At 52.9% G+C, this 10,250-nt stretch carries 11 protein-coding genes and 1 tRNA gene; 9 read left to right on the top strand and 3 right to left on the bottom strand.

Going from position 1 to position 10,250, the window contains the following annotated elements; translation table 11 throughout:
• Positions 1 to 192: 192 nt before the first annotated feature.
• The 3 genes from J1785_RS25510 to J1785_RS25500 form a co-directional block, all read right to left on the bottom strand.
• On the bottom strand, positions 193 to 1,485 hold the full coding sequence (locus J1785_RS25510) for a tyrosine-type recombinase/integrase (protein WP_217220998.1): 1,293 nt from the start codon (positions 1,483 to 1,485) through the stop codon (positions 193 to 195).
• A gap of 178 nt (positions 1,486 to 1,663) precedes the next feature.
• Positions 1,664 to 1,738 (bottom strand) — tRNA-Arg (locus J1785_RS25505).
• 90 nt (positions 1,739 to 1,828) lie between these two features.
• On the bottom strand, positions 1,829 to 2,746 hold the full coding sequence (locus J1785_RS25500) for a formate/nitrite transporter family protein (protein WP_129952270.1): 918 nt from the start codon (positions 2,744 to 2,746) through the stop codon (positions 1,829 to 1,831).
• Positions 2,747 to 2,993: 247 nt separating this feature from the next.
• Here J1785_RS25500 and ccmA point away from each other — a divergent pair, with 247 nt between their 5' ends.
• The 9 genes from ccmA (at position 2,994) to ccmI (ending at position 10,230) form a co-directional block, all read left to right on the top strand.
• Positions 2,994 to 3,635: a cytochrome c biogenesis heme-transporting ATPase CcmA gene (gene ccmA, locus J1785_RS25495; protein ID WP_217139010.1), complete on the top strand. Its 642-nt coding sequence runs from the start codon at positions 2,994 to 2,996 to the stop codon at positions 3,633 to 3,635.
• A 21-nt stretch (positions 3,636 to 3,656) separates the two neighbouring features.
• A complete protein-coding gene (gene ccmB, locus J1785_RS25490) occupies positions 3,657 to 4,316 on the top strand; it encodes a heme exporter protein CcmB (protein ID WP_129952272.1) in 660 nt (219 codons plus the stop codon).
• A 217-nt stretch (positions 4,317 to 4,533) separates the two neighbouring features.
• Positions 4,534 to 5,271, top strand: a complete 738-nt coding sequence (locus J1785_RS25485) for a heme ABC transporter permease (protein WP_129952273.1) — start codon at positions 4,534 to 4,536, stop codon at positions 5,269 to 5,271.
• Positions 5,268 to 5,528 carry a heme exporter protein CcmD gene (gene ccmD, locus J1785_RS25480; RefSeq protein ID WP_129952274.1) on the top strand — a complete coding sequence of 87 codons (261 nt, stop codon included), beginning with the start codon at positions 5,268 to 5,270 and terminating at the stop codon, positions 5,526 to 5,528. Before J1785_RS25485 ends, ccmD begins: the two co-directional genes overlap by 4 nt.
• The gene (gene ccmE / locus J1785_RS25475; protein ID WP_217220997.1) at positions 5,525 to 6,019 is read left to right on the top strand and encodes a cytochrome c maturation protein CcmE; all 495 of its coding nucleotides are present in this window, start codon (positions 5,525 to 5,527) and stop codon (positions 6,017 to 6,019) included. The genes ccmD and ccmE overlap by 4 nt, the downstream gene beginning before the upstream one ends.
• Entirely contained in the window at positions 6,016 to 7,989 is a 1,974-nt protein-coding gene (locus J1785_RS25470) for a heme lyase CcmF/NrfE family subunit (protein ID WP_129952276.1), read from the top strand. The genes ccmE and J1785_RS25470 overlap by 4 nt, the downstream gene beginning before the upstream one ends.
• Positions 7,986 to 8,537, top strand: coding sequence for a DsbE family thiol:disulfide interchange protein (locus J1785_RS25465; protein WP_217220996.1), 552 nt, complete (start codon positions 7,986 to 7,988; stop codon positions 8,535 to 8,537). Before J1785_RS25470 ends, J1785_RS25465 begins: the two co-directional genes overlap by 4 nt.
• Complete coding sequence (locus J1785_RS25460; RefSeq protein ID WP_129952278.1) at positions 8,534 to 9,019, top strand: cytochrome c-type biogenesis protein; 486 nt, start codon at positions 8,534 to 8,536, stop codon at positions 9,017 to 9,019. Before J1785_RS25465 ends, J1785_RS25460 begins: the two co-directional genes overlap by 4 nt.
• Positions 9,016 to 10,230, top strand: a complete 1,215-nt coding sequence (ccmI, locus tag J1785_RS25455) for a c-type cytochrome biogenesis protein CcmI (protein ID WP_217220995.1) — start codon at positions 9,016 to 9,018, stop codon at positions 10,228 to 10,230. The genes J1785_RS25460 and ccmI overlap by 4 nt, the downstream gene beginning before the upstream one ends.
• Positions 10,231 to 10,250: the final 20 nt, after the last annotated feature.

Below are 10,250 nucleotides of genomic sequence, written 5' to 3'. Positions count from 1 at the left end.
ATTCACTATCTTGTTCATAACTGTGAGAAAGCTCAATTATGAGAGCAATTTAAGATTTTTAATCAGCATACCCTTCTACTTAGGAAAACTTGCCAACAACACTGATTGTGAGCTTCCAAAGGATGCCGTTTCCACATACTCAACCTACCATTTCATCTGGAGAGCACTCGTTCCGGTAGACATTTTCTTTCCTCACTCTGAGGACTTTTCGAATGCTTCTTTGGCACTCCAAACTCCAGCTTTATTTGAGAATGAAAAAGGAGTCAGTTCTCTCTCTTTACATGCTTCAAGGTAGTCAGCCCACCATTGGAGCATAAGTTTCCTTTCTTCGAGATGTTCTGCTTTGTGGATGTATGCAGCTCGAACGGAGTTTCGTTCTTGATGGCTCATTTGACGCTCAACAGCATCTCTTGACCACAACCCTGACTCAATCAAAGCACTACATGCCATTGTTCGAAAACCATGCCCACACACTTCCTTTTTCGTATCGTAGCCCATAGCGCGAAGTGCCTTGTTAATAGTATTTTCACTGATTGGTTTGTCATCACGACTAAACCCTATGAACATAAGATCTTTATCGCCACTGATACTATGAAGTTTTTCGAGTACGGTTTTGGCTTGTTTGCTCAATGGCACAATGTGAGGTGTTTTCATTTTAGAACCTCTGCCAGAATACTTAACCCCTTCTAATTCTTGACGTTCTCCAGGAATCGTCCATATCCCGTTTTTGAAATTCACTTCGGACCAACGAGCAAATCTTAACTCGCTTGAACGGATGAAAGTCAGCAGAGTCAATTGAACTGCTATTTTAGTGATGCCTTTGCCTTTATAAGATTTAATCCGTTTAAGAAGGTCTGGAAGTTGTTCAAGGGGAAGGGCAGGGCGATGAGTGCTTTTTGCTGTGGTAACAGCTCCAGCAAGGTCATATGCAGGATTTTGGTCGATCAATGCATTGTGGACAGCATACCGCATGATTGCTGTAATTCTTTGTTGTAGTCGGGCTGCAAGCTCGAGGTGTCCTGCTGCCTCGGCTTTTTTTAATGGGAGTAACAAATCGCGGGTTTTGAGTTCAGTGATGTTCCGTTTGCCTATCACAGGAAACAAGTGTGAAATTAAGCTGTTTAGGACAGTTGTCCTGTGACTATCAGACCATGTCCTGTTGCTCGAATGCCACTCTCTGGCAACCGTTTCGAATGTGAGCAAACCTTTTTCTTCAACCTTTTCAGATTTTCGCTTCTCACCAGGATCTATGTTGTTTGCGATTAGTTTTCTTGCTTCGTCTCTTCTAAGGCGTGCAGTGGCAAGAGAGATTTCAGGATAAACACCTAACGCCAACATTTTTTGTTTACCGGCAAAACGGTATTGCAGACGCCAATATTTCGAACCGCTGGGCTGAATCAGAAGGTGCATACCACCACCATCAGTCAGCTTTATCGGCTTCTCAGCAGGTTTAGCGTTCCTGACTTTTACCTCAGTGAGTGCCATAGAAAACCTCCCATACTGATGGTATCTGCATTATCGAACTTACCATACCAACTGTTATACCAACAAAATGTGCAGGATGTTGATAAAAGTTATTGGAATTTGGTAGACGAAGTGATGGGGTTAACTTACTGATTTAGAGAATAAAATTGACTTGAGTGGACGTTTGTAGACATTGAAATGGTGTCCCCTACAGGAATCGAACCTGTAACTAGCCCTTAGGAGGGGCTTGTTATATCCGTTTAACTAAGGAGACACGGGCGCCTGTGGAAAGCGCCCGCGTAGTATACCCATTTTTCTGGTAATAATAAGATACCAAGCTGTCGTTTGGTTGTTTCCTCGCCAGTCAGGGTTTTGCGGCCTCTTTTCTGGCGGTTTCCTGTTCCTCTTTTTTCGCTTCGGCTTTCTTCTGATTACTCATGTCGTTACGGATCTGCGCGTGGCTTATCAGCGCGAAGATAAAGGTGCCGCCGAAGATGTTGCCAGCCAGCGTCGGCAGGGCGAACGGCCAGATAAATTCGTACCAGGGGATGGCGCCGGAGAATACCAGATACAGGATTTCAACCGAGCCGACGACGATGTGCGTCAGGTCGCCGATCGCCACCATATAGGTCATCAGCATGATTACCCACAATTTGGCGGTACCGGCGGAGGGGATCATCCAGACCATGGTGGCAATCAGCCAGCCGGACACCATGCCGCCGACAAACATGCCCTGGGGGTCTTTCTTCATGATCTCCATACTGATGGTGCGAAACGCTTCGTCGGTCGCCGTGTCGAAAAAGGGCACCAGATGAAACACCAGCGCCGCCAGTCCGCCGCCGATGACATTACCTGCCAGCACGATGCCCCATAAACGCAGCAGCAGCAGAATGTTTCTGCCTGTCGGTTTTTGCATAATAGGTAAAACAGCAGTCACCGTGTTTTCGGTGAATAACTGCTGACGCGCCATGATCACGATAATGAACCCGACGGTATAACCGATGTTCTCAATGAAGAAGCGTTCCGGTGTATCGGGCAGACGGGCATGAAGAATACCTTTCGCCATCAGCGAGGCGCTGATCGACAATCCGGCGGCAACCGCTGACCACAGCAATGCCTGTCCGTCGCGCTCAAGCTCTTTTTCTCCTTCCATGCGGATAACTTCGTGAACCGCTGCCGCTTTTGACGGCAGGTTCTCTTCGCCGGTCTCGATTTCTTTTCCCTGCGTATGTTCGTCGCTGTCAACATCCTTGTCATCGTGATGCTGTTTTTCTCCGGCCATTATGATTCCCCAAAACTCAAGCAAAGTAATTGCAGATAGGTTCCTGAGTAAGCATAGGCGAGGCAGAGAAATTATGAGCAGGTATACAAAAAAGTTACAAAGCGTTAACCCATGAACCCTATGGAACATTGAGAAGATGTTTGCTGGATTTCAGGGTTTTCAAGCTTGTAAACTGCGCCTCCCTGAGCTGCGGCTCATCGGGTGCCTGTGATATGATACGCACTTGTGAAAAATAAGAGACATCACCATGTTTGAAGCCTTTAATCTGAGCTGTGTTCGTGATGAAAGAACCCTGTTTAGCGGCTTAAGTTTTACTATCGAACCGGGTGATATGGTGCAGATCGAAGGCCGCAACGGTGCCGGTAAAACCAGTTTACTGCGGATCCTTGCCGGATTGTCCTCTCCGGACGCCGGTGAAGTCCGCTGGCAGGGCGTAAGTACCCGCCGTCAGCGCGATATTTTCCATCAGCAGCTTCTCTATCTCGGTCATCAGCCCGGTGTAAAGTCAGTACTTACTGCGTTTGAAAACCTTGCTTTCTATCTGTCCGTGAATGGCCCGACGGTCAAAGGTAACGCCAGCGCAGAAGCGATTTATCAGGCATTGGAAAACGTCGGATTGCTGGGTTATGAAGATGTGACGGTGGCGCAGATGTCCGCCGGACAGCAACGCCGCGTCGCACTGGCGCGTCTGTGGCTGAGTGATGCGCCGTTATGGATCCTCGATGAGCCGCTGACCGCCATTGATAAACAAGGCGTTGCTACCCTGATTACGCTGTTTGAACAGCATGCGCAGCAGGGCGGGATGGTGTTGCTGACAACGCACCAGGATTTACAGGGTGTTAACCGCCACGTGCGGAAACTTCGTCTGACCAGTGCTGAGCCGGTGTGACGCGAAGGGGATACAAAAGGAATGTTTACGAAAGTCCTGCGCCGCGAGCTGAAAATTGCCTTTCGCAAAAGCGCTGAAATTATTAACCCGCTGTGGTTTTTCCTGATTGTGATTACGCTGTTCCCGTTAGGGATCGGCCCTGAGCCTAAACTGCTGGCGCGTATTGCACCCGGCATTGTCTGGGTCGCCGCGTTGTTGTCCTCCCTGCTGGCGCTGGAGCGATTGTTCCGCGATGACTACCTGGACGGCACGCTCGAACAGCTTCTTTTGTTGCCTTCGCCGCTGGCACTCACGGTTCTGGGGAAAGTATGTGCTCACTGGGTGGTAACAGGATTGCCGTTACTGATCCTCTCGCCGCTGATTGCGCTGCTGCTCTCACTGGATTTTGAAACCTGGCAAGCCGTTGCGCTGACGATTTTACTGGGCACGCCGACGCTGAGCTTTATTGGCGCGATTGGTGTGGCGCTGACCGTCGGGCTGCGCAAAGGCGGTGTTCTGCTCAGTCTGCTGGTATTGCCGCTGTATATTCCGGTGCTGATTTTCGCCACCGGCGCGATTGATGCCGCATCAATGGCGATGCCCGTCGGCGGTTATCTGGCCATTCTCGGTGCGATGCTGGCAGGCAGTGCGACATTAGCGCCTTTTGCGACAGCTGCCGCTTTGAGAGTAAGTATCCACTGACACTTTTTGCCGGTAAAAGGCGATAGCACAGCATTATTTTACGTGTCGTTACAATAGAGAAGAAAAAACGCAACCTTTGACTAACATCACACTTCTCTATAGTGAACAATAGAGAGGCCAATAATAAGTGCGGATGATTTATAACCGACCGCGCAAGAGCCCACCGAGGTTCCACGGCATATCACACAGTGACATTTTAGAGTGAGCAACGATAACAATGTGGAAATGGTTACATCAACTCGCAAGGCCTGAACGGCTTTACCACGTCTGCGGGCGGTTCATCCCCTGGCTTGGGATTTTAGGTCTTGCCTGCCTGCTGATTGGCTGGGTATGGGGTTTTGGCTATGCACCACCGGATTACCAGCAAGGTAACAGTTACCGGATTATGTATATCCATGTCCCGGCGGCTATCTGGTCAATGGGGATTTACAGCGGGATGGCGATCGCGGCGTTTATCGGCCTGGTGTGGCAGATGAAAATGTCCGACCTGGCGGTGGCGGCAATGGCGCCGGTCGGGGCTGTATTCACGTTTATTGCCCTGGTGACCGGCTCGGCATGGGGCAAACCGATGTGGGGCACATGGTGGGTGTGGGATGCGCGCCTGACCTCCGAACTGGTGTTGCTGTTCCTGTATCTGGGTGTCATTGCGCTGTATAACGCCTTTGACGACCGTCGTCTGGCCGGGCGTGCCGCCGGTATTCTGGTCCTGGTCGGCGTGGTGAACATTCCCATTATTCATTACTCCGTAGAGTGGTGGAACACGCTGCATCAGGGGTCCACCGACATGCAGCAAACCATCGACCCGAGTATGCGTTATCCGCTGCGCTGGGCGATTTTCGGTTATCTGTTCTTCTTTATTACCCTGACGTTGATGCGTTTACGTAACCTGATTCTGGTTCAGGAACGCCTGCGTCCGTGGGTGGCTGGCCTGGTGAATAAGGAGCGTCGCGGATGAGCCCTGCATTCTCAAGCTGGCATGATTTTTTTGCGATGGGCGGCTATGCCTTTTATGTCTGGCTGTCGGTCGCCGCGACGCTGCTCTCGCTGATTGTGCTGGTGGCGCATACCTTTATTCAGCACCGGCAAATCCTCGGCGAAGTCCGTCGACGCCAGGCGCGCGAAAAACGCATTAGTCAGTCCCAGTCTAAAAAACAGCCAGGCGCACAGACGTCACCGCTGGAACCGGACGCTTCCGGGGAGAAGTTATTGTGAATCCACGTCGTAAAAAGCGTCTGTCGCTGGCGCTGGTGGTGCTGTTGGGCCTTGGTCTGAGCATTTCACTGGTGATGTATGCGCTTCGCTCCAACATTGATTTGTTTTATACACCCAGTGAAATCTTGCAGGGCAAAGGCGAAGATCACGAGATGCCGACGGTGGGCCAGCGCCTGCGTATCGGCGGTATGGTGATGCCCGGCTCAGTGAAGCGTGACCCGAAAAGTTTGCAGGTTAGCTTTAAAATTTATGACGCACGGGGAGCGATTGCTGTGACCTATAACGGCATCCTTCCCGACCTGTTCCGTGAAGGGCAGGGTGTGGTGGCGCAGGGCGTGATGGAACCGGGGAATGTGGTGAATGCTATCCAGGTGCTGGCGAAACACGATGAAAAATATGTGCCGCCGGAAGTTGCCGACGCCATGAAAGAAAATCACAAAGGGCCTGCTTCGGCCTACGTGGGTAACAATAAAGGAAACGACCGTTCATGATGCCGGAACTGGGAACATTTGCACTCTGTCTGGCATTAGGTCTGGCGGTGTTACTGAGTATTTATCCGCAGTGGGGCGCGGCCCGTCAGGACAGCCGGATGATGGCGATGGCGCGTCCGTTGTCTTACGGCATGTTCGCCTGCATTGCGCTGGCCTTTATTATTCTGGTGCATGCGTTTGTGGTGAACGATTTCACCGTCGCCTATGTTGCCAATAATTCCAATACCCGCCTGCCGGTGTATTACCGCGTGGCAGCTACCTGGGGGGCGCACGAAGGGTCGCTGCTGCTGTGGGTGTTATTACTCAGTTGCTGGACGCTTGCCGTGGCGCTGTTCAGCCGCCGGATGCCGCAGGATGCCGTGGCGCGCGTGCTGGCGGTGATGGGCATGATCACCGGCGGGTTCCTGCTGTTTATTCTGCTGACGTCCAACCCGTTCATCCGCTCGCTGCCGAATTTCCCTGTCGACGGCAGCGACCTGAATCCGGTGCTGCAGGATATCGGGCTGATTTTCCATCCGCCATTGCTGTACATGGGGTATGTCGGTTTCTCCGTGGCGTTTGCTTTCGCGATAGCGTCGCTGATGGCGGGGCGTCTGGATACCGCCTGGGCACGCTGGTCGCGGCCGTGGACACAAGCCGCGTGGGTATTTCTGACCATCGGTATTGTGCTCGGTTCGGCATGGGCGTATTACGAATTAGGCTGGGGCGGCTGGTGGTTCTGGGACCCGGTTGAAAATGCTTCCTTTATGCCGTGGCTGGCAGGTACGGCGCTGATCCACTCGCTCGCCGTTACCGAAAAGCGCGGGACCTTCAAAGCCTGGACGGTGCTGCTGGCCATCACCGCCTTCTCGCTGTGTCTGCTGGGCACATTCCTGGTGCGCTCCGGTGTGTTGGTCTCGGTTCACTCGTTTGCCTCTGATCCGGCACGCGGCATGTTTATCCTGGCTTACTTAGTGATTGTGATCGGTGGCTCGCTGCTGCTGTACGCTTTCAAAGGGAATTCGGTGCGCGCGCCGGGCCGTCACGAACTGCATTCCCGGGAGAGTTATTTGCTCGGCAATAACGTTCTGCTGGTGGCGGCGATGCTGGTGGTGCTGCTCGGTACGCTGCTGCCGCTTATCCACAAACAGCTTGGGCTGGGCAGTATTTCTATCGGCGAACCCTTCTTCAACACCATGTTTACCTGGCTGATGGCACCGCTGGCGCTGCTGTTAGGTATTGGCCCGCTGGTGCGCTGGCGTCGCGATGAGCCGAGCAAACTGTGGCGTCGTCTGGGCGTGGCGCTGGTGGTGACGCTGGTGCTGTCAATTCTTCTGCCGTGGCTGTTGCAGGATAAAATCGTCGGCATGACCGTAGTGGGTATGCTGATGTCGGTGTGGGTCATTGTGCTGACGCTGATGGAACTGCACGAGCGTGCCACGCACCGTCACTCGTTCTGGCGCGGTCTGACCAAACTTTCCCGCAGCCACTGGGGGATGGTGCTCGGGCACCTCGGGGTCGCGGTGACGGTGATCGGCATCGCCTTCAGCCAGAATTACAGCGTTGAACGTGATGTGCGCATGAAGTCCGGTGATACCGTGGATATTCATGATTATCACTTTATTTTCCGCGATGTCCGTGACATCACCGGACCGAACTATACCGGCGGTGAGGCGAACATTGATGTCACGCAGAACGGCAAAAAAATCACTACGCTGCATGCGGAAAAACGCTTCTACAGCGTGGCGCGCAGTATGATGACTGAGGCGGCGATCGACGGCAATCTGGCGCGCGACCTGTATGCGGCGCTCGGCGAAGAACTGGACGACGGTTCGTGGGCGGTACGGTTGTACTACAAACCTTTTGTCCGCTGGATCTGGCTGGGCGGCCTGTTTATGGCGGCCGGTGGGGTGTTGTGTATTCTTGACCCGCGTTATCGCATGAGTAAAAAACTCAGGAAGCAGGGTCTGGCGGAGGCGGAAGAAGCATGAACCGGAAACTTCTCTTTATTCCGTTGATCCTGTTTCTGGCACTGGCTGCGGCTTTTCTGGTGCAACTGACCCGCAATGCAAACGGTGATGATCCGACGCTGCTGGAATCGGCTCTGATCGGCAAACCGGTGCCGGTATTCAAACTGGAATCACTGGCGCAGGCGGGAAAAACCTACGATCAGTCGGTGCTGCGTGACGGTAAACCGATGCTGCTTAACGTCTGGGCGACGTGGTGTCCGACCTGCCGGGCTGAGCATCAATATCTGAATTCGCTGGCAGCAAAAGGTGTACGTGTGGTCGGACTCAATTATAAAGATGACCGGCAGAAAGCGGTAACCTGGCTCAATACGCTGGGGAATCCTTACATGCTCAGCCTGTATGACGGCGACGGCATGCTGGGGTTGGATCTGGGCGTATATGGTGCGCCGGAAACTTTCCTGATCGACGGGCAGGGCATTATCCGCTATCGCCACGCCGGTGACTTAAACGAAAAGGTCTGGCAGACCGAGGTGTTGCCGCTGTACAAAAAATACGGAGGTCACCCATGAAACTGATTTCCTCGCTGCCCGCGTTGCTGCTGGGCATGCTGCTGAGTGTCAGCGCATTCGCTGCCATCGACACGTATCAGTTCAAATCGCCGGAGCAGGAACAGGCTTACCGCGAAATAACGGCGCAGCTGCGTTGCCCGAAATGTCAGAACACTAATATTGCCGCTTCGGATTCGATTATCGCCGCCGATATGCGCACCAAGGTATTTCAGTTACTGAACGAAGGGCAGAACAAACAGCAAATCGTCGCGTATATGGTGGCGCGTTACGGCAATTTCGTCACTTACGAACCGCCGGTCACGCCCTCTACCTTTATTTTGTGGCTCGGGCCGGTGCTGGTCATCGTTATTGGCGCAGGCATGATTTTTATGCGTTCCCGCCGTGGTATTGCGCGCACTGAACACACAACCATATCTATGTCAGAACAAGAGAGACAGCGCCTGGCGCAGTTACTTAAAGACAGTGACGGGAAAGGATCATGAGCATTTTTTGGCTGTGCATTGTGGTGATGCTGGTTATCGCACTGGCGCTGTTTATCGTGCCGGTTATCCGTGGCGACCGCGCAGAACAGACTTCCCGCGATGCGCTGAACAAAGCATTTTACCATCATCGCCTGAGTGAACTGGAAGAAGACGAAGCGCAGGGCGTGGTCGACGAGCGCCCGGCGCATATTCAGGAATTACAGGAAAACTTACTGACGGATATTCCCGCCGGGCAGATGCCCGTCGCCATGCAGCCGATTGGACGCTGGACGCTGGTGCCGGGCGGCATCTTGCTGGTGATCATCACGTTGGGTGTGTATCTGTATGCCGGTGGTCTGGGGCAGGTCAGTGCATGGAATCAGGTGATGCAGCGTATGCCCGATTTGCGTCAGCGGATTGCCGATGATCACGGTGTGCCACTGACCGCCATGGATGTACAGGATTTAGGGCTCGGATTGCGTACTGATTTGCAGGCAAATCCGGATAATATCCGGGACTGGGTGATGCTTGGCCGTGTCGGAATGGCGCTCAATAATGCCGCTACTGCCACACAGGCCTACGCCCATGCCTATCAGCTTGCACCAGACGATATGTCAGTCAAACTCGGTTATGCCGAAGTATTAACCCGTTCGTCTGATCCGCAGGATAACCTTACCGGCGGAAATCTTTTACGCAGTATGCTGGAAAAGTCTCAGGGTGATCTGCGTGTGTTAAGTCTGCTGGCCTATAATGAATATGAACAGGGGCATTATCCGCAAGCCATTGGTGCGTGGGAAGTTATGCAGAAAATCCTGCCTGCCGGTGACAAACGCCTGGAGATGGTTAACGCCAGCATTGCGCAGGCAAAACAGAAAGCCGGTCTGGATCAGGTTAAACTGACGGTAAATGTCACGCTTTCTGCTGAGGCTCAGCAGAAACTTTCGCAAAATGGCACGGTCTTTATTTCAGTGACTGACGGCAGCAGTCCGGTGCCGGTTGCGGTGAAAAAACTGCCGCTCAGCCGCTTCCCGCTGACGGCCACCGTCGATGACAGCAACGCAATGATGCCGGAACGCTTGCTTTCTTCGCTGCATCAATTAAAAGTACGCGTTCGTATTTCACAAGATGGTCTGGCAACGCCAGCCTCAGGTGACTGGTACGGCGACAGCCCGCTGACCGATTTTGCCGGTAAAGGCCAGGTCAGCATCGACATTAATCAGCAGGTTCCATAATAAGGAACCGACGATCAAAA

It is taken from the genome of Rahnella perminowiae (assembly GCF_019049755.1).
Taxonomy (GTDB): domain Bacteria; phylum Pseudomonadota; class Gammaproteobacteria; order Enterobacterales; family Enterobacteriaceae; genus Rahnella; species Rahnella perminowiae.
This window is presented reverse-complemented; position numbering and strand designations above follow the sequence as displayed.